At 74.1% G+C, this 20,756-nt stretch carries 19 protein-coding genes; 12 read left to right on the top strand and 7 right to left on the bottom strand.

Annotation, left to right across the window (positions count from 1 at the left end; all coding sequences use genetic code 11):
* Positions 1–1,209 (top strand): MFS transporter, encoded by a 1,209-nt coding sequence (locus CFP66_RS25635; RefSeq protein ID WP_094927713.1) that lies wholly within the window; start codon positions 1–3, stop codon positions 1,207–1,209.
* Positions 1,210–1,215: 6 nt separating this feature from the next.
* Here CFP66_RS25635 and CFP66_RS25640 read toward each other — a convergent pair whose 3' ends face one another.
* On the bottom strand, positions 1,216–2,298 hold the full coding sequence (locus CFP66_RS25640) for an Ldh family oxidoreductase (protein WP_094927714.1): 1,083 nt from the start codon (positions 2,296–2,298) through the stop codon (positions 1,216–1,218).
* Between the two features lie 111 nt (positions 2,299–2,409).
* Between CFP66_RS25640 and CFP66_RS25645 the strand changes: the two genes are divergently transcribed.
* From CFP66_RS25645 to CFP66_RS25655, 3 genes are read left to right on the top strand one after another with little or no spacing between them, the layout of a single operon-like run.
* Positions 2,410–3,771, top strand: coding sequence for an MmgE/PrpD family protein (locus CFP66_RS25645; RefSeq protein WP_158228213.1), 1,362 nt, complete (start codon positions 2,410–2,412; stop codon positions 3,769–3,771).
* Positions 3,768–4,760, top strand: a complete 993-nt coding sequence (locus tag CFP66_RS25650; RefSeq protein WP_198961664.1) for a hydroxyacid dehydrogenase — start codon at positions 3,768–3,770, stop codon at positions 4,758–4,760. The genes CFP66_RS25645 and CFP66_RS25650 overlap by 4 nt, the downstream gene beginning before the upstream one ends.
* Positions 4,757–5,440: an RraA family protein gene (locus tag CFP66_RS25655; protein WP_094927716.1), complete on the top strand. Its 684-nt coding sequence runs from the start codon at positions 4,757–4,759 to the stop codon at positions 5,438–5,440. The genes CFP66_RS25650 and CFP66_RS25655 overlap by 4 nt, the downstream gene beginning before the upstream one ends.
* A gap of 4 nt (positions 5,441–5,444) precedes the next feature.
* Here the strand turns inward: CFP66_RS25655 and CFP66_RS25660 are convergent, their stop codons facing one another.
* Both CFP66_RS25660 and CFP66_RS25665 read right to left on the bottom strand, forming a co-directional pair.
* Positions 5,445–5,852 carry a GNAT family N-acetyltransferase gene (locus tag CFP66_RS25660; RefSeq protein ID WP_094927717.1) on the bottom strand — a complete coding sequence of 136 codons (408 nt, stop codon included), beginning with the start codon at positions 5,850–5,852 and terminating at the stop codon, positions 5,445–5,447.
* Positions 5,853–6,074: 222 nt separating this feature from the next.
* A complete protein-coding gene (locus CFP66_RS25665; protein WP_233159712.1) occupies positions 6,075–6,557 on the bottom strand; it encodes a GbsR/MarR family transcriptional regulator in 483 nt (160 codons plus the stop codon).
* 121 nt (positions 6,558–6,678) lie between these two features.
* Here CFP66_RS25665 and CFP66_RS25670 point away from each other — a divergent pair, with 121 nt between their 5' ends.
* Both CFP66_RS25670 and CFP66_RS25675 read left to right on the top strand, forming a co-directional pair.
* The gene (locus CFP66_RS25670; protein ID WP_094927719.1) at positions 6,679–8,250 is read left to right on the top strand and encodes a GMC family oxidoreductase; all 1,572 of its coding nucleotides are present in this window, start codon (positions 6,679–6,681) and stop codon (positions 8,248–8,250) included.
* Positions 8,247–9,386 carry a M20 family metallopeptidase gene (locus CFP66_RS25675; RefSeq protein WP_094927720.1) on the top strand — a complete coding sequence of 380 codons (1,140 nt, stop codon included), beginning with the start codon at positions 8,247–8,249 and terminating at the stop codon, positions 9,384–9,386. The genes CFP66_RS25670 and CFP66_RS25675 overlap by 4 nt, the downstream gene beginning before the upstream one ends.
* Here the strand turns inward: CFP66_RS25675 and CFP66_RS25680 are convergent.
* Entirely contained in the window at positions 9,376–10,059 is a 684-nt protein-coding gene (locus CFP66_RS25680; protein ID WP_198961665.1) for a GntR family transcriptional regulator, read from the bottom strand. The genes CFP66_RS25675 and CFP66_RS25680 overlap by 11 nt on opposite strands.
* Before the next feature lie 30 nt (positions 10,060–10,089).
* Entirely contained in the window at positions 10,090–10,977 is an 888-nt protein-coding gene (locus tag CFP66_RS25685; protein WP_094927721.1) for a dihydrodipicolinate synthase family protein, read from the bottom strand.
* An 88-nt stretch (positions 10,978–11,065) separates the two neighbouring features.
* Here CFP66_RS25685 and CFP66_RS25690 point away from each other — a divergent pair, with 88 nt between their 5' ends.
* The 5 genes from CFP66_RS25690 to solA all read left to right on the top strand — a co-directional run bounded on the left by CFP66_RS25690 (position 11,066) and on the right by solA (position 16,647).
* Positions 11,066–12,418, top strand: a complete 1,353-nt coding sequence (locus tag CFP66_RS25690) for an MFS transporter (protein ID WP_094927722.1) — start codon at positions 11,066–11,068, stop codon at positions 12,416–12,418.
* Entirely contained in the window at positions 12,418–13,431 is a 1,014-nt protein-coding gene (locus CFP66_RS25695; protein WP_094927723.1) for a dihydroxyacetone kinase subunit DhaK, read from the top strand. The genes CFP66_RS25690 and CFP66_RS25695 overlap by 1 nt, the downstream gene beginning before the upstream one ends.
* Positions 13,428–14,057 (top strand): DAK2 domain-containing protein, encoded by a 630-nt coding sequence (locus CFP66_RS25700; protein ID WP_094927775.1) that lies wholly within the window; start codon positions 13,428–13,430, stop codon positions 14,055–14,057. Before CFP66_RS25695 ends, CFP66_RS25700 begins: the two co-directional genes overlap by 4 nt.
* Positions 14,058–14,146: 89 nt before the next feature.
* The gene (locus CFP66_RS25705; protein WP_094927776.1) at positions 14,147–15,511 is read left to right on the top strand and encodes a sodium/glutamate symporter; all 1,365 of its coding nucleotides are present in this window, start codon (positions 14,147–14,149) and stop codon (positions 15,509–15,511) included.
* The gene (gene solA, locus CFP66_RS25710) at positions 15,508–16,647 is read left to right on the top strand and encodes an N-methyl-L-tryptophan oxidase (protein ID WP_094927724.1); all 1,140 of its coding nucleotides are present in this window, start codon (positions 15,508–15,510) and stop codon (positions 16,645–16,647) included. Before CFP66_RS25705 ends, solA begins: the two co-directional genes overlap by 4 nt.
* 37 nt (positions 16,648–16,684) lie before the next feature.
* On the opposite strand, the gene CFP66_RS25715 is transcribed toward solA, so the two are convergent.
* Positions 16,685–17,563, bottom strand: a complete 879-nt coding sequence (locus tag CFP66_RS25715; RefSeq protein ID WP_094927725.1) for a LysR family transcriptional regulator — start codon at positions 17,561–17,563, stop codon at positions 16,685–16,687.
* Positions 17,564–17,736: 173 nt separating this feature from the next.
* Entirely contained in the window at positions 17,737–18,702 is a 966-nt protein-coding gene (locus tag CFP66_RS25720) for a ketopantoate reductase family protein (RefSeq protein ID WP_094927726.1), read from the bottom strand.
* Between the two features lie 88 nt (positions 18,703–18,790).
* Here CFP66_RS25720 and CFP66_RS25725 point away from each other — a divergent pair, with 88 nt between their 5' ends.
* A complete protein-coding gene (locus CFP66_RS25725; RefSeq protein ID WP_233159713.1) occupies positions 18,791–20,713 on the top strand; it encodes a helix-turn-helix domain-containing protein in 1,923 nt (640 codons plus the stop codon).
* Positions 20,714–20,756: the final 43 nt, after the last annotated feature.

The raw sequence follows: 20,756 nt of genomic DNA on the forward strand, positions 1-20,756 counted from the left end.
GTGTCGAAGGTCGGGAGGGCGACACTGCCTCCCTACTTCCTGGTCACCGCGGTGACCACGATGATGCTCGTGACGGGGATGAACATCCTCGTCCCGGTGCTGCCCGGCTACGCCAGCTCGTTCGGGGTCGGCGCCACCGAGGTGGGCCTCGTCGTCTCCGCCTTCGCCCTCGGCCGGCTGCTGTTCGAGGTGGCGGGCGCCCGGTGGGCCGAACGCGTCGGGCCCCGGGCGGTGTGCGCGGTCGGCGCGCTGGTGATCGCGGCCGCCTCGGTGGTCGGCGGCCTCGTGGAGAGCTTCCCGGTGCTGCTCGCGGCCCGGCTGGTCCAGGGCATCGGCTCGGCGCTGTACATGAGTGCCGCGACCCTGCTCGTCGTCTCGCTCGTGCCGCAGGGATCGGCGGGGCGGTGGATGTCGCTCTACCACGGGATCTTCCTGCTCGGCCTGGCCGTCGGACCGCTCGTGGGCGGCGGTGTAGCGGAGCTGTGGGGCCTGCGGGCACCCTTCTTCGCCTACGGCGCGATGGCCGTCGTCGGCGCGGTGCTGTCCGTCGTCCGCCTGCCCGGCCCGGCGGCGCTGCAGCCCGCCGAGGGCAGCCGTGCGGCCCCCGGCGGCGCGCGGCGTTCCGGGGTCCTCGCCCTGCTCGGGCACCGCGCCTTCGCGATCTCGCTGCTCGTCATCCTGGTGATGTTCATCGTCCGCACCGGGCTCCGGAACACCGCGGTGCCGCTCTACGCGGGCGAGGTGCTCGGGATGACGGCCGGGGGGATCGGCCTGCTCGTCACGGCCGCGGCGGTGGGGCAGATCGTGGTGCTCTGGCACGCGGGCTCGGTCCTCGACGCCCGCGGTCCCCGGTGGGTCCTCGTGGTCAGCCTCGCCGGGGCCGCCGCGAGCGTGCTGCTGTTCACCGTGGCGACGACGCCGCCGGTGCTCGCCGTCTGCATGGTGCTCCTGGGCCTGGTCACCGCCTACTCCACGGCCGCGCCGACCGTCGTGGTGGTGGACGTGGCCGACCCGCGGGCACGCGGCACGGCCATTGGTATCCAGCGCATGGTCACCGACGCAGGCCAGCTGATCGGGCCGGTCCTCGTCGGCCTGGTGCTGGACCACGCGACGTTCCTCGTCGCGTTCGTCACCATCGGTGTGCTGGTGGCGCTCACCGCGGCGTGCACGCTCGCCATGCCGGACACCCGGCGCGCCGATCGCGGCTGAGGAGCGTCAGTCCTGCGGCAGCACGTAGGGAGCGCCGGTGCGGGCGCAGATCTCCCGGAGACGGGCTCGCAGGCTCGCCGGGAGCGGGATCCCGTGCGCCGTCCGATCGGCGCGGGCGCGGCTCTCCGGCTCGCCCGCCACCAGCACCTCGGCGCCGTCGGCGGGCCGGGTGGCGTGCTGGGAGTCGATGATCTGGTCGACGGAGTCGAGGACGTCCCCGGCGTCGCGGAACGCGCCCGGGTCGATCGCCAGGCAGAAGTGCCCGATGTTGTCCGGGCTGCCCTGCTCGCGGGTCGCCGACGCGGTGCCGCCGGACAGCGCCGAGCTGAGGATCTCGACCATGAGCGACAGCCCGTAGCCCTTGTGCCCGCCTCCGGTCGTGCCCGGCCCGCCGAGCGGGGTGAGGCCGCCGCCCAGGCCCTCCCATGCGGCGCGCAGGGCGGCGCCGGCGTCGGTCACCGCGTCGCCGGCCGGGTCGACGAACCAGCCATGCGGGAGCGGCTGGTCGGCGAGGTCGTAGACCTTGATCTTGTTGATCGCCACCGTCGAGGTGGCCATGTCGAGGAGGAAGGGTTCGTGGCGGCGGGCCGGTGCGGCGAAGGCCAGCGGGTTCGTGGACAGCCGCGGCTCCGCGCCGCCAGTTGGCACGACGGCGGTCGTGCGCGCCGAGGTGGTCACGAGCCCCAGCAGGCCCGCCTCGGCCGCCATCGCCGCGTAGTAGCCGGCGGCGCCGAAGTGGTGCGAGTTGACCACCGAGACCGCGGCGAGCCCGGACCGTCCGGCCTTGTCGATCGCGATCCGCATCGCCTCCGCGGCGGCGGGGTGCCCGAAGCCGTGTTGGGCGTCGACGAGCGCGGTCACCGGGCTCTCGCGCAGCACGGTCGGGCGGGCACGCGGGTTCAGGTGCCCGGAGCGGAACAGCCGCTCGTAGCTGACGAACATCGAGATCCCGTGGGAGTCGATCCCCGAGAGGTCGGTGTGGGTCATCGCCTCGGCGGTCACCGCGACCGCGTCCTCGGCGAGGCCCCAGGAGCGCAGGATCTCGCTGATCTGGCGGTGGACGTCGTCGGCGGCGACCCGGTCGCGCATGGCGGCTCCCGTTCGATCTTGTGAGGACACGGCGGTGTGCCTGTGTATACACTACGGGCTGTGTTGGATGCCGGGCTGCGAGAGCCCGGCCCGTCTGCGGGAGCCGATGACGTGACTCACGAGAACGCCGACCTCAGCGCGACCCGGGCCCTCGCCCGCGGTGCGGTCGCCGCGCGCGACCGGCCGCTGCCCGAGCCGGCGGTCCGCGCGGCGCTCGCCGCGATCGTCGATTGGACGGCGGTGACGGTCGGCGGGGCCGTGGCCGAGCCCGCCACCGCACTGCGGCGGGGCCTGCTCACCGGGACGGGCCCGTGCCGGCTGCCGGGCACGCGCGACGGCGCCTCCGCCGAGACCGCGGCCCTCGTCAACGGCACGGCCGCGCACACCCTCGAGCTCGACGACATCTACGCCCCGGGGCTCTACCACCCCGGTGCGCCCACCATCGCGGCCGCGCTCGCGGCGGGGGAGCGCGGCGGCGTCGGCGGAGCGGACCTGGTGCGCGGCGTCGTCATCGGGTACGAGGTGGGCAACCGGGTGGCCGGCACGCTCGGCGCCGCGCACTACCGGTACTGGCACAACACCGGCACGGCGGGAGCCCTCGCCGCGGCCGCCGCGGCCGCCGAGGTGCTGCGGCTCGACGTCGAGCGGTTCGCGCACGCCCTCGCGCTGGCGGCCACCACGGGGGCCGGGCTCCAGCAGACCTTCCGCAGCGACTCGATGGGCAAACCGCTGCACAGCGGCCACGCCGCCCAGGCGGGCACGGTCGCGGCCTTCGCCGCGTCCGCGGGGTTCACCGGCACCCCCTCCGTGCTGGACGGGGAGATCGGGATGGGTGCGGTGATGTCCGACTCGCCGTCGTGGGACGCCGCCGCGGCGCCCTTCGGCCCGGGGTTCCTCGTCGAGAGGACCAGCGTCAAGCCCTACCCCTGCTGCGGGCACGTCTTCGCCGCCATCGACGCCGCGCTGGAGTTGCGGGAGGCGGGTGTGCGCGCCGAGGAGGTCACCAGGATCGAGGCCGAGTCCTACTCGACCGCCTTGACGGTGGCCGGGAACCCCGCCCCGACCACGCCGTTCGAGGCGAAGTTCTCCATCCCGTTCGTCGTCGCGCACGCCCTCGTGCACGGCGAGGTGGCCGCCGGCGCCTTCACCGACGACCGGCTGGCCGACGCGCGCGTCACCGCCGTCATGAACCGGGTGACGTTGCGCCCGGGCGCGGAGTTCGACGAGGCCTTCCCGGCGCGCCGTGGCGCCCGCGTCACCGTCGTCGAGCGCGACGAGCGCGAGCGTGCCGTCACCGTCGCCGACCGCCGCGGCGACCCGGCGAACCCCGTGACCCGCGAGCAGCTCGACGCGAAGTTCCGCTCGCTGGTCGAGCCGGTGCTGGGGGCCGAGCGCGCCGCCGAGCTCCGGGAGCTGCTGTGGGACCTCACGGGTGTCGCGGACGTCCGCTCCCTGCCGCTGGAGCCGGTGTGAACGAGAGCTGGACGGTCTTCGTCACGGCCCCGGCGCTCAGCGAGCCGGGCCTGGGCATGCTCACCGACGCCGGCTGCGAGGTGATCCTGCTGAGCGGCAGCAAGGACGAGGCCGAGGTCGCCGAGACGCTGGCCACGCGGCCCGTCGACGCCGTCCTCTCGCGGACGCTCACCCTCGACGGCGCCGCGATGCGCTCGTGCCCGACCCTGAAGATGATCTCCAAGCACGGTGCCGGTGTGAACAACGTCGACGTCGCCGCGGCCACCGCACTGGGCATCCCCGTCACGTTCACCCCCGGCGCCAATGCCCGGGCGGTCGCGGAGCTGGCGATCGGGCTGATGCTCGCCGCCGCCCGCCGGATCACCTGGTTCGACACGCAGCTCAAGGCCGGGCGCTGGACCCCCGTCCCGGACGGCGTCGAGCTGGCCGGTCGCACCCTCGGCCTGGTCGGGTTCGGGAACGTCGGGAGCAAGGTCGGAGCGCTCGGAACGGCGTTGGGGATGGACGTCGTGGCCTACGACCCGATCCTCACCGGCGCGCCCGACGGTGTGCGCGTGGCGTCGTCCCTGGAGGAGGTGCTCCGGGTCGCCGACGTCCTCAGCCTGCACGTGCCCCTGACCGCAGACACCCGCGACATGATCGGTGGCCGGGAGCTCGACCTGCTCCCCGACGGCGCCATCGTGATCAACACCGCGCGCGGTCCGGTGCTCGACGACGCCGCGCTGGTCGCGGCGCTGCGCGGTGGCAGGCTGCGGGCGGCGGGGATCGACACCCTGGCGCACGAGCCCATCCGGCCCGACGATCCGCTGCGCGCGCTCGAGAACGTGGTCCTCACCCCCCACGTCGGCGGCTCCACCGTCGCCGCCCTGCGGACCGTCAGCGCGATGGCCGCCCGCAACATCCTGACCATGATGCGCGGTGAGCCGGTGGAGGAACGCTTCCAGGTCGACCCCCGCGCCTTCGGCAGCCCCGTGGGGACGACGCGGTGAGCGGGAACGGGCTTCCGCCCGGCTACGCGATCGGCGCGCGCGGGCCGCGCACCGACCCCGCCCTCGTCGCGGCGCTGCGCGCGGTCCCGGTGCCGGTCATCGGTGACTGCATGGGCCGGATCGTCGGCACCAGCCGGCTGCGGCCCTACCACCCCGTCACCGAGCCGGCGATGGCCGGCCCCGCGCTGACCGTGCGGGTGCGGCCGGGGGACAACCTGATGCTGCACAAGGCGATCCTCATGGCCGAACCGGGGGACGTCATCGTCGTCGACGGGGCGGGGGACACCACCCAGGCCCTCATCGGCGGGCTCATGCGGACCACGGCGCTGCACCGCCGCATCGCCGGGTTCGTGATCGACGGCGCGCTGCGGGACGTCGCCGAGTGGGCGGAGGGCGGCATGCCCGCGTTCGCCGCCGGGAACTCGCTGCGCGGCCCGGGCAAGGACGGGCCGGGCGAGATCAACGTGCCCATCACCTGCGCCGGGCTCGTCGTCGCGCCGGGGGACGTCGTGGTGGCCGACGGCGTCATCGCCGTGGCGCCGTCCGAGATCGGGCCGCTCCTCGAGCGCTGCCGCGCCAAGCTGGCCGACGAGGAGCGGGTGCGGCAGCAGAACGCCTCCGGCGCGACCGACGAGGAGCGGATCGACGCCTACCTGCGCAGCCGCGGTGTGGAGCTCTGACGGGTCAGGCGGACCGTAGTGCGATGAGCCCGGCGTCGGTGGACCGGAAGCCACAGGCGTCGAAGTAGAAGGCGCGCAGGTGCTCCTCGAAGTCCACGTGCAGCCATTCGCACCCGGCCTCGCGGGCGGCGTCGGTCGCGCGCGCGACGAGCTGCGTCGCGATGCCGCGACGCTGGTGGTCGGGACGGACCTTCGTGTCGAGCACGAACGCGTGGGCGTCCCCGTCCCAGGCGAGGTTGACGAACCCGACGAGCGCGCCGTCGGGCAGGCGCGCGCTCACCCAGCCCAGGCTGTGCGGGCGGATCCGGTCCCACCAGCCGCGTTGTGGACGGCCCCCGTGGGAGGTGGTGAGGTCGAACAGCTCCGCGTCGGTGACCGGAGCGCGCCAGCGGTAGGAGATGTCGTCGGGCATACGGGCACTGTGGGCCACGGCCTCGTCCTGCGCACCCCTTCGGCGCAGGACGAGGCCGGGTCCGTCCGGCGGCGCGCTCGCCCGTGTCGCCACCCCGCCGGCGGTGCACCGCGATGCCCTCCCGCCGTGCGACCGCGCTGGACACGATGCCGGTGGCCCTCGCCGGGCACGTCCGCTCGGGGGAGTAACCGCCGGTACTCCGGGGGCGGTACCGGTGCGCGCCTACGCGTGCGGGCGGTACTCCTCGAGCAGTGCGCCCAGCCGCGCGACCATGAAGTCGTAGTACACCGACATCTCCCGCAACCGGGCCTGCTGCAGGTCGGCGAGTGCCGTGCCCTCCCGCTCGGCGCGGTGGGCGAGGTCGCGCAGCTGCTCGACCTGCCGGAGCTGGTGCTCGAGGCAGCCGACCCAGGCGTCCGGGCGCCACTCGTGGACGAAGTGCCGGGCACCCGGGGGCTTGAACCGCCGGACCACGCCGTTCGTGATCAGCAGGCGGGTCATCTCCGAGACCGACCCCGCGCTCGCCCCGGTCTCGTCCTGCAGCCGCCGGACGGTCATCGGGTGCGGGCTCAGCAGCAGGACGGCGGCGGTGCGGCCGGCCATGCGCGGCCAGCCCATCGTCTGGCCGAGGACGGTCGCGAAGTCGGCTGCCACGGCGTCGGCGGCCGATTCGGCGCTGCGGGACGGGCTTCGGGTGCCGGGCACGAGCGACATCTTTCACCAGGAACTGAAGTTTCACCATTGACTGAGAGTCGGTGACTGGTCGACAGTACCGACGAGAGGGCGGGTCGCACCGGACACCGCCCACGATCGCGGAGGATCGTACGTGGCCGAGAACGACTGGGACGTGATCGTGATCGGCGCGGGGTCCTCCGGCGCGGTACTGGCCACCCGGCTCGCCGCGGCGGGCCGGCGGGTGCTGCTGCTGGAGGCCGGGCCGGACTACCGCTCGGCGCAGATGCCCGAGGTCTGGCGCTCGCCGAACCCGCTGCGCGCCCTGATCGACCCGGCCGCCGGCGGCAGTCTGATGTGGCCGGACGTGCTCGCGACCAGGACCGACGCGCAGGACGCCGCGTTGTACTGGCGCGGCCGCGGCACCGGCGGCAGCTCCGGGATCAACGGCCAGATCGCGATCCGGCCGCCGATTCAGGACTTCGAGGACTGGGTCCGCTGGGGGTGTGCGGGCTGGTCGCCGCAGGACGTGCTGCCCTACTTCTGCCGCTCCGAGGACGACGAGGAGTTCGGGGACGCCCCGTACCACGGCAGGGGCGGGCCCACCCCGATCTTCCGGATGGCGCAGGAGGCGTGGGGATCGGTGGACACCGCGCTGCGGGCCGCCGCGCTCTCCGCCGGTCACAGCTGGGCGCAGGACGTCAACGCGCCGGGGGCGGTGGGCGTCTCCCCGTACCCGATCAACTCCCGCGACGGGCGGAGGGTCACCGTCAACGACGGGTACCTGGAGCCGGCCCGGGGGAGCGCCTCGCTGACCGTCCGGGGCGACGCCCTCGTCGACCACGTGCTGGTCCGCGACGGCCGGGCGGTGGGCGTGCGGTACCTGGCAGGCGACACCGCGGTGGAGGAGCGCGCCGACCTCGTCGTGCTGAGCGCGGGGGCCGTGCACTCCCCGGCCGTGCTGATGCGCTCGGGCATCGGTCCGGCCGCGCACCTGCGCGCGCTGGGGATCGACGTCGTCGCGGACCTGCCGGTCGGGCAGGGCCTGCAGGACCACCCCCTGGCGGGCGTCGCGATCCCGCTCGACGCCGCCTCCGCGATCAGGACCGCCGACGACCGGCACACCAACGTCTGCGTCCGCTACACGAGCGACGTGCCCGACGCGCAGCCGCTCGACATGATGTTCGTGTCGCTCAACCAGAACGTGCTCGCGATGGAGCGGGCCGATCTCCGCTTCGGCGCGGGCATGTTCGGGGTGTGGGTGAACCAGGCGTGGTCCCGGGGGGAGATCACCCTGGCCTCGAGCGACCCGCGCGCCCAACCGGAGATCCGCGAATCCATGTTGTCGGACGAGCGGGACCGCGCGCGGTTGCGGGCGGGTATCCGGGCGCTGGTCGAGATGGCACGGGGCCCGGAGGTCGCGGCCATCGCGGACGGCTCCGTCGACCGCGTGAACGCCGGGCTGCTGGATGCGCTCGACGACGACGAGCGGCTCGACGACCACCTGCTCGCCACCGCCGCGGACGCCCAGCACGCCACGAGCACGTGCCGGATGGGCGATCCCGGCGACGCCGCCACGGTGGTCGACCCGGCCTGCCGGGTTCTCGGCGTCGACGGGCTGCGCGTGGTCGACGCGTCGATCTTCCCGTCCGTGCCCCGCGCCAACACCAACCTGACCGCCATCATGGTGGGGGAGTTGATGGCCGACCGTCTGGAGCGCGCGTGACCGCCGTAGACCGGGTCAAGCCCGACATCGCGGGCCGGATCCGCGCCGCGGAGGGCGCCCTGCGCGACCTGTCGCACCGGATCCACGCCCACCCCGAGCTCGCGTTCGAGGAGACGCGGGCCAGCGGGTGGGTGGCCGACGCGCTGGCCGACGGCGGTTTCACCGTCGAGCACGGTTGCTACGACCTGCCCACCGCGGTGCGGGCAACGGTCGGGAGCGGCCCCGTCCACGTGGTGGTGTGCGCCGAGTACGACGCACTGCCCGGGATGGGGCACGCGTGCGGGCACAACATCATCGCCGCGGCGGCGGTCGGGGCGGGCCTCGCGCTCGCGCCCGTCGCCGACGACCTGGGGCTCACGGTCACGGTGCTGGGCACCCCGGCCGAGGAGGGCGGGGGCGGGAAGGTCCTGATGATCGACCGCGGCGCCTTCGACGGTGCGCATGCCGCGATGATGGTGCACCCCGCCGCGCACGAGGCGGCGGCGCTGCGCGGGTCGGCGGTCTCGGTCTTCGACGTCGAGTACCGCGGCCGGCCCGCGCACGCGGGGGCGCACCCGGAGCAGGGGGTGAACGCGGCCGACGCGATGACGATCGCGCAGGTCGCCATCGGCCTGCTGCGCCAGCAGACCCGTGACGGCGAGCGGATCCAGGGCATCGTCACCGACGGCGGTCTCGCGCCGAACATCATCCCGGACCGCAACACCGGCAACTGGATCGTCCGTGCCGGCTCGATCGAGGCGCTGGCCCCGCTCAAGGAACGGGTGCTGCGCTGCTTCGAGGCCGGTGCGCTCGGCTCCGGGTGCGAACTCTCGGTGCAGCCCAGCTGCCCCGACTACGCCGACCTCGTGCACGACCAGGAGATGGTGGCGCTCTACCGCCGCAACGCCGAGGCGTTGGGACGCAGGTTCCCGGGCCCGGACGAGGAGCCGATGGTGGGGGCGGCCACCGACATGGGCAACGTGTCGCACCGCGTGCCCTCGATCCACCCGATGCTCGGGCTGGACTGCCTCCCCGCGGTGAACCACCAGCCCGAGTTCGCCGCCGCGTGCGTCACGCCGGTGGCCGACGGCGCTGTGCTCGACGGCGCGATCGCCATGGCCTGGACCGCGGCCGACCTGGGGGCGCTCAGGTCGTGATCGCGTGGGAGTCCATGTCGGCGGCGGTCCACTCCTCGACCTCGTCGAGGTGCACGGCCGCGGCGTCGCGGGCTCCCGCGGCGTCCCGCGCGGCCATCGCGTCGAGGATCTGCAGGTGGCGATGGGTGGAGCCGGCCAGCCGGTGCGGGCCAGTGGCCCCGAGGATCCGCAGCCACTGCACGAACGGCTCCACCGAGGCGCGTGCGGCGATCAGCCGCTCGTTGCCGGTGGCCGCCACGATCTCGCGGTGCAGGCGCATGTCGCTGGCGAAGAAGGGCTCGTAGTCGCCCGTATCCGCGGCGGCGAGCGCCTCGACGGCCTCGGCGCGCAGCTCGGCGATCTGGGACTCCGGCATGCGGCCGGTCGCGAGCCCGGTGGCGACCCACTCGATGCCCTTGCGCAGCTGGCACACCTCGTGGACGTCGGTGAGGCCCGGACGCGCGACGAAGGTGCCCGAGCGCGGGCGCGTCTCGATCAGCCTGTCGTGCTCGAGACGCGCCAGCGCGTCGCGCACCGGGGTGCGGGAGACGCCGAACTCCGCCGCCACCGCCTGCGGGTCCAGGCGCGAACCGGGAGCGAACGCGCCGCTCGTGATGCGCTCGCAGAGGATCCGGTACAGCTGGTCGGCGATCGACTCGACCATCAGGGCGGCGCGGGCGGGCTCGACGGTCACGGCGGTCCCCCTGTTCTCAGTATGTGATGTCTAGTCGATGAGGTTAGCGGCACGCAGCGCGGTGGCGATCCGCGCGCGCTCGGCCTCGCTCGCCGGCCGGAACGGCTGGCGGGGCAGACCGCCGTCGCGGCCCTGCAACTGCAGCGCCGCCTTGAGGGTGGCCGGCAGGTTCGGGCCGTTGATGGCGCGCCACACCGTCAGGATGCGTTCGTGCAGCTCGAGGGCCAGCGCGTGGTCGCCCGCCTGCACCGCGTCCCAGAGCTGCACCGACAGCGCAGGGGTGACCGTCGGGATCGCGGCGAGCGCGCCGTGGGCACCCATGACGAACGCGGGGTAGTGCAGGTCGTCGAGCGCGGCGAGGATCCGGTAGCGGTCGCGGACGCGGTGCAGCAGGTCGGCGAGCAGGTGGATGTCCCCACCGCTCTGCTTGATCGCGACCAGCTGGGGCACCTGGTGCATCTGCTCGATCGTGTCGACGGGGACGAGGGCCCACGGCACCACGTTGTAGAGCACGAGCGGCAGCTCGGTGGCAGCGCCGATCAGCCGGAAGTGCTCCACGGTCTCCTCGGGGGAGGGGGCGAAGACGTAGTGCACGGGCGTCACCTGCAGGGCGTCGACGCCGGCGTCCTTGAGGGCGAGGCCGTAGCGGATGGCCTGCGCGGTGGAGTTCTGGATGACGCCGCCGATGACGGGCACGCGACCGCCGACCTCCTCGACGACCACCCGGCAGATCGCGGCGCTCTCCTCGAGCGACAACGTCTGGCCCTCGCCGGTGCTCCCGCAGGCGCAGATCGCGGTGACGCCCGCCCCGAGGAGGTACTTCACCTCTGCCCGCAGGAGCTCGAGGTCCACCTCGTCGCGTTCGTCGAACGGGGTGACGACGGTCGAGATCATCCCGTGCAGGTCCAGGTCCTTCATCGTTCTCCTCGGGTTGCAGGTGCGCGATCTGGTGTCTGATACATTAGCCGTCAGATTTCACAGACGCCAGTCGGTACGAGGGAGTGCCATGAACGACAACTCGGGGTCCACGGGTGGGACCCCCGTCAAGCGGGTCGTGTGGGCCAGTGCCCTCGGCACCACGGTCGAGTACTACGACTTCACGCTCTACGCCACGACGGCGGCGCTCGTCTTCAACGAGGTCTTCTTCCCCGCGGGCGACCCGCTCGTGGGCACGCTGGCCGCGTTCGCGACGTTCTTCGTCGGCTACCTCGCCCGCCCGCTGGGCGGGCTGATCTTCGGGCACTTCGGCGACAAGCTGGGCCGCAAGAACGTCCTGATCATCACGATGGTGATGATGGGGATGGGCACCTTCGCCATCGGCCTGCTGCCCTCCTACGAGACGATCGGCGTCGCTGCGCCGCTGCTGCTCGTGCTGATCCGGTTGATCCAGGGCCTCGGCATGGGTGGGGAGTACGGCGGCGGCGTGCTGATGGCGCTGGAGTACAGCCCGCGGCGGCGGCAGGGCTTCTTCACCTCGCTCGTGCACATCGGAACGCCGGCCGGCGTCCTGCTCCCGGTGGGCCTGGTGACCCTGCTCGACGCGACGCTGCCCGCCGGCGCGTACGACGCGTGGGCCTGGCGGCTGCCCTTCCTCGCCAGCATCCTGCTGATCCTCGTCGGCGTGTACATCCGGCTGCGCGTGAGCGAGAGCCCGGAGTTCGTCAAGGCGCGGGCCGAGCGCGAGGTGCAGAGCCTGCCGGCCAAGGAGGTGTTCGCGCGGCACGGGGTGAAGGTCGTGATGTCGATCATCGCCAAGATCGCCGAGAGCGGGCTGTTCAACGTCTACTACGTGGTCGCGATCGCCTACATCACCACCGAGCTCGGGCTGCCGCGCGAACCGGTACTGCTCGCGGTGCTGATCGCCTGCCTGCTGGAGTGCGGCACGCTCCCGTTGTTCGGAGCGCTGTCGGACCGGGTCGGCCGCCGCCGGGTCTACATCGGCGGCGCGGTGTTCCAGATCCTGCTCGCGGTGCCGTTCTTCCTGATGGTGCAGACCGGCGACTTCTGGCTCACCACGCTCGCGATGTCGCTCGGGCTCGCGGTCGGCCACGGTGCGATGTACGGGGCCCAGGCCGCGCTCTTCGCCAACCTCTACCCGGTGGCCGTGCGCTACACCGGTCTGTCGGTCACCCAGCAGATCGGCGCCACCCTGGGCGGCGGCCTCGCGCCGCTGGTCGGCACCGCCCTGCTCGCCGCCGGCGGCGGGCACTGGACGTGGCTGGTGTTCTACGCGATCGGGATCGCGGTGCTCTCCTCGCTCGCAGCCACCCGATTGGGCGCGGGCGAGGCCCGCTACCGTCCCGTCGGGCCCGACTCCCCGGTCGAGAAGGCCCCGTCCCTGGACAAGGAGAGCCTCTGATGTCGGTGCTGTTCCTCCCGCCCGGGGACGACCCGGTCCCGGCCGCGTTGCGCGGGTTCGCCCGTGCGCACGCCGACCTCGTCACGCTGCACGACGACCCCGTGCACCTGACCGCCCGGCACCGGGCCGAGGGCCGGCGGGTCGGGCTCGTCTCCGGTGGCGGGTCCGGGCACGAGCCGATGCACGCGGGATTCCTCGGCCGCGGGATGCTCGACGCGGTGGCGCCGGGCAAGGTGTTCGCGTCGCCGCACAACCGGCAGGTCCTGGAGGCCAGCCGCGCCGCCGCCGGAACCGACGGCGTGATCCACGTCGTGAAGAACTACACGGGCGACCGGATCAACTTCGCGATCGCCGCCGAGCGGCTGCGCCACGACGGGATCGAGGTCCGGCGCGTCCTCGTCGACGACGACCTGGCCACCGAGAGCGCGGACACCGCCACCGGGCGCCGGGGCACCGGTGCCACGGTGATCGTGGAGAAGCTGCTCGGCGCGGCCGCGGACGAGGGCCTGGGGCTCGACGAGCTGGCCGGGCTGGGGTGCGAGTTCGCCGGCGCCTCGCGCTCGCTCGCCGTCGCGGCCCGGGCGCAGTCGTCGCTGCACACCGGCGAGCCCTCCTTCGACCTCGACCCCGCCGACCTCGAGTACGGGGTCGGCATTCACGGCGAGCGGGCGGCGAAGTCGGTGGCCCGGCCACCGCTGCCCGAGCTCGTGGACCGGATGCTCGACGAGCTGACCGCCGGACTGCCCGCCGGCCCGGACGAGCTGCTCGTGCTCGTCAACGGGCTCGGTGGCACCTCGCTGCTGGAGCTCTACGGCGTGCACGACCTCGTGGCCGAGGGCCTGGGCTCCCGCGGGCTGACGGTCGCGGGCGCGCTGGTGGGCACGTTCGTGCCCGCGATCGACATGGCGGGCTTCTCGGTGACGCTGACGCGCGCGCAGCCGCGGTGGCTGCCGTGGTGGGCCGCGCCGACGCAGACCCCCGCTTTCCCGCGCACCACCTCGGAGGCCCGATGAACACCGCCGACATCCTGCGCGCGTACGCCGACGACGTCACCGACGCGCACGCTGCGCTCACCGACCTGGACCGCCACAGCGGCGACGGCGACTTCGGCGACAACCTGCGCGGCGGCCTGCGCCGCGCGGTCGCGGTGCGGGAGGAGCGTCCGGACACCGACGCGCTCGCCGTGCTGGGGGAGGTGTTCCTCGACGAGGTCGGCGGTACCTCCGGACCGCTGTTCGGGCTGCTGTTCACCGAGCTCGCCCACGCGGTGGCCGATGACCCCGAGGGCGGCTGGGCCACTGGCGCGGCGGCCGGGTTGGCGGCGATCCAGCGCGTCGGCGAGGCGCAGGTCGGGGACCGCACGCTCGTCGACGCGCTCGCCCCGGCGGTGACGGCGCTCCAGACGGATCCGGCCGACCTCGCCGGCGCCGCCCGGGCCGCCGTCGAGGGTGCCCGCGACACCGCGGCGCTGCAGGCCCGGATGGGGCGGGCGAGCTACGTGGGGGAGCGGGCGAAGGGGGCCCCGGACCCGGGTGCCGTCGGCACCGCCCTGTTCTTCCGGGCGCTCGCGCGGGTCGCGGTGCCGGACGCCGAGGTGCCCTCTCCGCTGGAGGCCGCGCCGACCATCGGCAACCCGTAGGACGTCATCATCGGATTCGAATGCCGTTGACCTGTGCCGCACCCCTGCCGGGTTGGTAGGAAGATCGTTCATCGATCCGGGAGGTGCGGATGGAGTACGGCCCCTGGTCACTGCTGACCGATGCCGGCCTGATCGGCGCCCTGCTGCTGGGCGGGACGCTGGTCCGCCGGTGGGTGGTGCCCGCGCAGCGGCTCCTGCTGCCCGCGAGCGTCATCGCGGGGTTCCTCGGGCTGCTGCTCGGCCCGGAGGTGCTGGGGCTGCTGCCCTTCTCCGACCAGCTCGGCACCTACGCCTCGGTGCTGATCGCCGTGATCTTCGCGTGCCTGCCGTTCAGCGACGAGGCCGGCGCGCGCGGGTTCGGCCGGTCCACCGCGGCGTTCTCGTCCTACTCGATGGCGATGTACGCGCTGCAGGTCGGGCTCGGGATGGTGCTCGCCTACGTCCTGTTCGTGCCGGTCTTCGGCACGCCGGAGGGGTTCGGCCTGCTGTTGTTCGGCGGCTGGGCGGGCGGGTTCGGCTCGGCGGCCGCGATCGGCAGCGTCTTCGAACAGGCCGGGTGGCAGGAGGCCAGCTCGCTGGCGTTCACGTCGGCGACGGTGGGGTTGCTCGTCGGCGTCGTCGGCGGGATCATCTGGGCCAACTGGGGAGCCCGGCGTGGCCACGCCTCGGGCGTCGGGCGGTTCGCCGACCTCCCGGAATCGCTGCGCTGCGGGCTCGTGCGCGACCCGGAGCGGCGCGGGTCGATCGGCTCGGCCACCACGTCGGCGTCCGCGATCGAGCCGCTGGGCCTGCAGATCTGCATGATCGCGGCCGTCGCCGCGGCCGCGTACGGGATCGCGGAGCTCTCCACGGCGATCTACCCGCAGTTCTCCCCGCCGGTGTTCGCGCTCGCCTTCATCGTCGGGCTGCTGGTGAAGCTGGTCCTGCGGCGCACGCCGGCCTGGTCCTACGTGGACGCGCGCACCATGAAGAGCCTTTCCGGCGTGGCCACCGATGTGCTCATCGTGTGCGGCATCGCCTCGATCGTCCCGCGGTTCGTCGCGGACTACTGGCTGCCGCTGGCCGTGCTGTCCGTGATCGGACTGGCGTTCTGCCTGGTGATGTTCCGCTGGGTCGCCCCGGCGCTGATGCACGGCGCGTGGTTCGAGAAGGCGATCTTCACCTGGGGCTGGGCCACCGGCGCCGTCGCCACATCGATCGCCCTGCTGCGGATGGTCGACCCGGAGCTGGAGAGCGGCACCCTCGAGGAGTTCGGGATCGCCTACCTGCCGGTCGCGCCGCTGGAGACCGCGAGCGTGGCGCTGACCCCGCTGATCGTGATCGTCGGCGCGGGCTGGGCGATCGCCTCGGGCTGGACGGCGCTGGGGCTCGTCGCCCTTGCGCTGCCGTTCCTCATGGGTTGGGCGCGTCCGCGCCGCACGACCGCACGGGCAGGAGAGGAGAGAGCCGCATGAGCGGGAACACGGACGCCGACGTCGCCGTCGTCGGACTCGGCGCGATGGGCGCGATGACGGCCTGGCAGCTGGCCGCGTCCGGCGCGAACGTCCTGGGGTTCGAGCAGTACGGCATCGCCCACGACCGCGGGGCCGCGGGTGGTGAGTCCCGGCTGTTCCGCATGGCCTACCACGAGGGTCCGGAGTACGTGCCCCTGCTGCGGCGGGCGCGGGAGCTGTGGCTGGAGCTGATGCAGGCCTCGGGCAGGCCGCTGTTCACCCCGACCGGGTGCCTCTCGATCGGGGTGCCCGACCTCGCACCGATGCAGAACGTGCGGCGCTCGGTGCTCGAGCACGGCCTGGATCACGAGGTGCTGGAGAGCGACGAGCTGGCCGCGCGCCACCCGCAGCACCGGTTGCACGAGGGCGAGATCGGCATCATGGACGCGGCGGGCGGGATGCTGCGCCCCGAACTGAGCGTGCTGAGCGCCGTGGAGCAGGCCCGGGCCCGCGGTGCGCGGCTGCACGAGCGCACGCCGGTACGCGCGATCGAGCCCGGCGACGGCGTGGCCACGGTCGTCACCGACGACGCGCGGTACCGGGTGCGGCGCGTCGTCGTCGCGGCCGGGCCGTGGGCGGGCCGATTGGTGCCGAACCTGGGGATCACCGTGAAGCCGATCGTGCTCACCTGGTTCGTCCCCGACGCCGTGCGGGACTACCTCCCGGACCGGTTCCCGGCGTTCATCCGCGACACCGACGGCGTGCACCTGTTCGGTTGCCCGGTGCTCGACGGGGTCTCGGTGAAGTGCGGCTTCGCCGACGTGTGGGCTCCCCTCGACGGACCCGAGTCGCTGACCCGCGACCTGCCGGAGACAGCGCTCCGGCCCCTCACCGAGGCGGTGCGCCGCTTCCTGCCCGGCCTGCACCCCGACCCGATCCGCCACGGCGTCTACATGGACGGCTACACCGCCGACCGCACCGCGCTGGTCGGCGCGCTCCCCGATGCGCCGTCGGTGGTCGTGCTGGCCGGGTTCTCCGGTCACGGGTTCAAGCTGGCGCCGGTCGTCGGCCGGGCCGCGGCCGACCTGGCCCTCGACGGCGGCACGGACCTGGACGTCGCGCGCATGGACCCGACCCGCTTCGCCGCGACCCACTGATCCCGCGAGTCGGGGTCTGGCCGCACGGGTGTCGCGGTCAGGCGGCGGCGCGCACGGCGTCGCGGAACGCGGTGCCGATCGGCGAGGGCGCCGTGGCGCTGAGGATCACCGACAGGGGCGTGACCGCGAGGGGGTCGGTCAGCGAGCGGTGCACGAGCCCGTCGATCCGCAGCCGTGTCGTCGACTCCGGGACGATGGCCACGGCCAGCCCGCAGGCCACGATCCCGGAGATGGACTGGTCGTTGCCCGCCTCCTGGGTGATCCGCGGGGAGAACCCGGCGCGGACGCAGGCGCTGATGATCGTGTCGTGGGCGACGGGAGCGAGGTCGCGCGGGAAGCAGACCACCTCGTCGCCCGCGAGGTCCGCGAGGTCGACGGCGGGGCGGTCGGCGAGCCGGTGTTCCGCCGGGAGCAGGCAGTGCAGCGGCTCGTCGGTGAGCCGGACGAGGTCGAGGTCGTCGCCGCCGTCGAACATCCGGCAGATCCCGACGTCGATCGCGCCGTCGCGCAGCGCGCCGGCCTGAGCGCGCTGACCCATCTCGCGCACGACCGGCACCGCCTCCGGGTGGGCCGCGAGGAACGGCGGCAGTACCCGTGGGAGCAGACCGGAAACGGCGGAGGCGATGCACCCGATGCGCAGCGAGGTGCGCTCGGGCCCACCCCGCCCGACCGCCGCGTGCAGGACCTTCGCCCGCGCGAGGAGCTCGCGGGCCTCGGGCACGAGCGTGGCGCCCGCGGCGGTCAGGCGCAGGCGGCGGTGGCTGCGGTCGAACAGGGTGACGCCGAGCCGGCGTTCCGTCCTGGTGATCGCCTGGCTCAGCGCGGGCTGGGCCATCTGCAGGTCGCGTGCCGCCTCGGTGATGCTCAACCGCTCCGCGACGGCCAGGAAGTACTGCAGCTGGCGCAGCTCGACCACCGGTGCCTCCTCGCCCGTCGGGAACCGAACCTATCTCCCGGTTCCGGCGCCCGGCCCGGCCCGCGCCGCCCGCCTGACGCGTCCGCGTGCCGGAGGTACTTCGCACACCCAGCCTCCACTTCGCACAAGGCGGGCGGTGTGCCAAGTGACTGCTGGGTGTGCGAAGTGAGCGCTTACCCCACGGTGGCGAGCAGTCCTTGCGCCTTCCGGCTGCCTGGGGCCTCGGTGCTCGCCGCCATCTCCGCCACGGTGTCCAGGAGCAGCGCGTTGACCGGGGTGGGCACCTCGTGTGCGCGGCCGAGCGCGACGATCTCGCCGTTGAGGTACTCCGCCTCGACCGAGCCTGCGCCGCGGCGCAGGCTCTGCCAGGTCGAGCCGCCCTGCCGTGCCGCGCCGTCCACGGGCTCCTCCGTGATGAACCCGCCGCGGCGGGTGCGCTCCTCCTCGCGCGACTGCACGTCGATCCCCGCGGCCGCGAGGCACCGTTCGCCCTCAGCACGGGCGAGGTCGGCGAGCTCGCGCAGGTCCGGGTCGTCCGGGCCGCACGCCGCCTCGGCGGCGTTGCCGAGGTTCAGCAGCAGCTTGCGGTACTTCGCGCGCATGATCGCGGGGTCCGTGCGCGCGCTGAAACCGGCGGCCGTGAGGTCGGCGGCGACGACCTCGGTGACCGCGTCGACCCCCTCCGGACAGCGGCCGATGTCGAGGATGCCCGGCACCGGTGTCGAGTAGGCCACGACCCGGCCGGGCGTGAGGTGCTCGGCAGGCAGCACCACGCACATCGCCTGCACCGACGCGAACCGGTCCGCGGCGAACCGCTCGTTGGCCACGCCGTTCTGCGCGCACACGACGGGGACGGCCGGCGCGACCGCTCGCAGCGCGTCGAGCAGCACCACCGTGTCCTGGGTCTTCGTGCAGAGCAGGGCGACGTCGCCGTCCTGCCACCCGATCTCGTCCACGCCGCCGGCGGCGGGCAGCCGCAGCGTGCGCGAGCGTCCCGGCTCGTCGAGGGTCAGCCCGGACTCCCGCAGGGCGTCGAGGTGCGCTCCGCGCGCCACGAGCACGACATCCCGTCCCGCCTCGGCCAGCCGGGCCCCGATGGTGCCGCCGATGGCGCCTGCTCCGATCACCACGTACCTCATGGACCCAGCTTCTCAGGCCGTACTGTCCGTCCACGAAGACCGGTGGACCCATGGTCGATCGGACCTCCCATCGGCGGGAGCTGCGCACGTGGACGCATCCTCGGACACGCCCGGACGGCTGCCGGTCGACGCCGTCGTGCGGCTGCTCGCGGCAGCGTCGGCCGAGCACGGCGAGCGGGACGGCGATCTCGGCGCGCTGATCGCAGATCTGGACCTCTCCGCCGATGACGCCGCGCGGGTCGGCGACGGCGTGCGCCGCCTGCGGGCCGGCTCGGAGCGGTGGCGCCGGCGCGGGCAGGAGCTCGCCGCGCTGTTCTCCAGCGCGCGGGAACTGGCCCAGCTGCGCGACGTCGACCAGCTCCTGGAGCGCCTGGTGGAGCGGGCGCACGACCTGGTCGGCACCGACGTCACCTACCTGTCCGATTTCGACACGGGCAGCCGGGAGCTGCGCGTGCGCACCACGCTGGGCACGGTGGCGCCGTCGTTCCCGGGGCTGCGGGTCCCTCCGGGAATGGGCCTGGCCAGCCTGGTGGTGGAGAGCCGCAGCCCGCGGTGGACCTCGCGCTACGCCGGCATGACCCAGGCCCCGCACGAGGAGGGCATCGACGCGGCGGTCGCCGCCGAGGGCCTCGTGTCGCTGCTCGGGGTGCCCCTGCTGGCCGGGGACGACGTGATCGGTGTGCTGTTCGCGGCCAACCGGGTGGAGCACGCGTTCTCCCCGGAGGAGATCTCGCTGCTCTCGGCGTTCGCCGACCACGCCGCGGTCGTGCTGCAGACCGCGCGGCTGCTGGCCCGCACGCAGGAGGCGGCGCAGGAGACGCACCGGGCCTACGGCGAGCTGGCGCGCCACGTCGAGGCCATGGAACGGGCCAGCGACGTGCACACCGACCTCACCGCCCTCGTGCTGCAGGGCGGGGACGCGGCGGACGTCGCGGCGGCGCTCGGGCGCGCGCTGCGGTGCGGGGTCACGATCGTCGACGACGGGCTGCGCCCGGGTGGCGGGGACGCCGCACCGGCCTGGATCGACGATCACCGGGACGCGCTGCGGGCGGCGGTCGAGGACAGCCGCCGCAGCGGCCGGTGCGTTCCGCTGCACGGTGAGCGCGCGGGTGTCGTCGTGGCCGTGGTCGCGGGCCGGACGTTCCTGGGAGCGCTGGTCCTGGAGCCGGGCGCCGTCGAGTTCGGGGCGGTGGAGCACCGCACGGCCGAGCGGGCCGCCCAGATCACCGCGTTGTTGAGCCTGAAGCAGGACGCGCTGGTCGAGGCGGAGCAGCGGGTGCGGGGGGACCTGCTCGCCGACATGCTCTCCGACGATTCTCGACGCAGGACGGGGGTCGCGCAACGCGCGCAGGCCCGCGGTGTGCGCGTCGACGCGTTGCGCTCGGTGGTGGTGCTGCCGGTGTCCGTCGAGGACCGCCGACGCGCGGCGCGGGCAGCCGGGCGGGCGGTGGCGCCGGGCGGGCTGGTCGGCGAGCACGCCGACCGGGTCGTCGTGCTCGGCACGCCGTCGGACCCGGCCGCCGTGGCCGCCTCGGTCCGGTCCGCCGTGCGCGAGGTGCTCGGCGCTCCGGTGCTCGCGGTGGCCGCCCGCCTCGACCGCGGTGCCCTCGATGTGCGCGAACAGGTGGAGGCCGCGGCGGCCTGCGCGCGCGTCCTGCCCTCGATCGGCCTGACCGACGTGGCCGTGACCACCGACGAGTACCTGCCCTACGCGGCGCTGTTCGGCCCGGGAGAGGCGCGCGTCGCGGCGTTCGTGCGCGCGGTGCTCGGACCCGTCCAGGACCGGGACGACGGACGCGGCGGTGCCCTCCTCGAGACGCTGTCGGCCTACCTGGACCACCGGTGCAGCCCGGTGGCCACCGCGCGGGCGCTGCACGTGCACAAGAACACCGTGATCCAGCGGCTCGACCGGGTCTCCGAGCTCCTCGGCGAGGGCTGGCAGGAGCCAGACCGGCTGTTCCGGATCGGCGTGGCGGTACGCCTGGCCCGCATGTCCGCACCGAGCGAGTAGTGGTCCGACGGACCACACCGGGCCGTCGGATCCTGGACCGTCA

Origin of the sequence: Pseudonocardia sp. MH-G8 (assembly GCF_002262885.1) — a bacterium.
Lineage (GTDB): Bacteria > Actinomycetota > Actinomycetes > Mycobacteriales > Pseudonocardiaceae > Pseudonocardia.

Bases quoted from the DNA above. Each gene is read 5' to 3' on its own strand.
- CFP66_RS25640 (WP_094927714.1), bottom strand. From the start codon at position 2,298: ATGCGCGACCGGGTCGCCGCCGACGACGTCCACCGCCAGATCAGCGAG.
- CFP66_RS25660 (WP_094927717.1), bottom strand. From the start codon at position 5,852: ATGCCCGACGACATCTCCTACCGCTGGCGCGCTCCGGTCACCGACGCG.
- CFP66_RS25685 (WP_094927721.1), bottom strand. From the start codon at position 10,977: ATGAAGGACCTGGACCTGCACGGGATGATCTCGACCGTCGTCACCCCG.
- CFP66_RS25690 (WP_094927722.1), top strand. From the start codon at position 11,066: ATGAACGACAACTCGGGGTCCACGGGTGGGACCCCCGTCAAGCGGGTC.
- CFP66_RS25695 (WP_094927723.1), top strand. From the start codon at position 12,418: ATGTCGGTGCTGTTCCTCCCGCCCGGGGACGACCCGGTCCCGGCCGCG.
- CFP66_RS25700 (WP_094927775.1), top strand. From the start codon at position 13,428: ATGAACACCGCCGACATCCTGCGCGCGTACGCCGACGACGTCACCGAC.
- CFP66_RS25705 (WP_094927776.1), top strand. From the start codon at position 14,147: ATGGAGTACGGCCCCTGGTCACTGCTGACCGATGCCGGCCTGATCGGC.
- solA (WP_094927724.1), top strand. From the start codon at position 15,508: ATGAGCGGGAACACGGACGCCGACGTCGCCGTCGTCGGACTCGGCGCG.
- CFP66_RS25720 (WP_094927726.1), bottom strand. From the start codon at position 18,702: ATGAGGTACGTGGTGATCGGAGCAGGCGCCATCGGCGGCACCATCGGG.